2 protein-coding genes are annotated in these 490 nt (G+C 45.9%); both read right to left on the bottom strand.

The annotated features are described in order from the left end of the window. A partial coding sequence (locus tag AB4585_RS22465; protein WP_372171025.1) for a hypothetical protein occupies positions 1-244 on the bottom strand: 244 nt, incomplete at its 3' end. 12 nt (positions 245-256) lie between these two features. After that, the coding region (locus tag AB4585_RS22460; RefSeq protein ID WP_372171023.1) for a hypothetical protein at positions 257-490 on the bottom strand (234 nt) is incomplete at its 5' end.

Here is a 490-nt window from a genome sequence, read left to right as displayed (position 1 = left end):
TACCTGCACTGTTAACGACATTCGTAAGGCGAGTGTCAAACCACTGCAACCCTGGAAGGAAGGTCTTTTTGTTCTTACCAGTAGACACGGTCTCTGAGTTAAGCAGTTTTAGCGCGTCCTTCGAATGAAGAACGATACCAATGCTGTCTTGCTCAGCCTTCGTCATGGTAATGTCGATCTGCGGTTCTACCGCTTTAGCGTCTGCGCTATCTTCTTCAAGCACAACCGTTTTCTGAATAGCCATTGTTGACTCCTACTACACTAGTTGATTTATCTGTACGATATCCACAAGGCTCTCTTCGGCAATCTTGATGACGTATTCTGCATCACTCATCGTTGAGCGCATTGGAGACAAACCTGCCTCTGCATTACTAATACGCACCTTATCGGCGATAGTTAACTTCCTTCCTTTAGAGTGTTTGATTCGATCATTCCACTCCACTTCAATCTCGCCTTCGCGTTTGTTCAGCACCTCTTTCTTACGCTGCTG

Origin of the sequence: Vibrio sp. 10N.222.49.C9 (assembly GCF_041474985.1) — a bacterium.
Classification (GTDB): domain Bacteria; phylum Pseudomonadota; class Gammaproteobacteria; order Enterobacterales; family Vibrionaceae; genus Vibrio; species Vibrio crassostreae_C.
The sequence above is the reverse complement of the archived record's forward strand: the minus strand, read 5'-3'. Positions and strand labels throughout refer to the sequence as shown.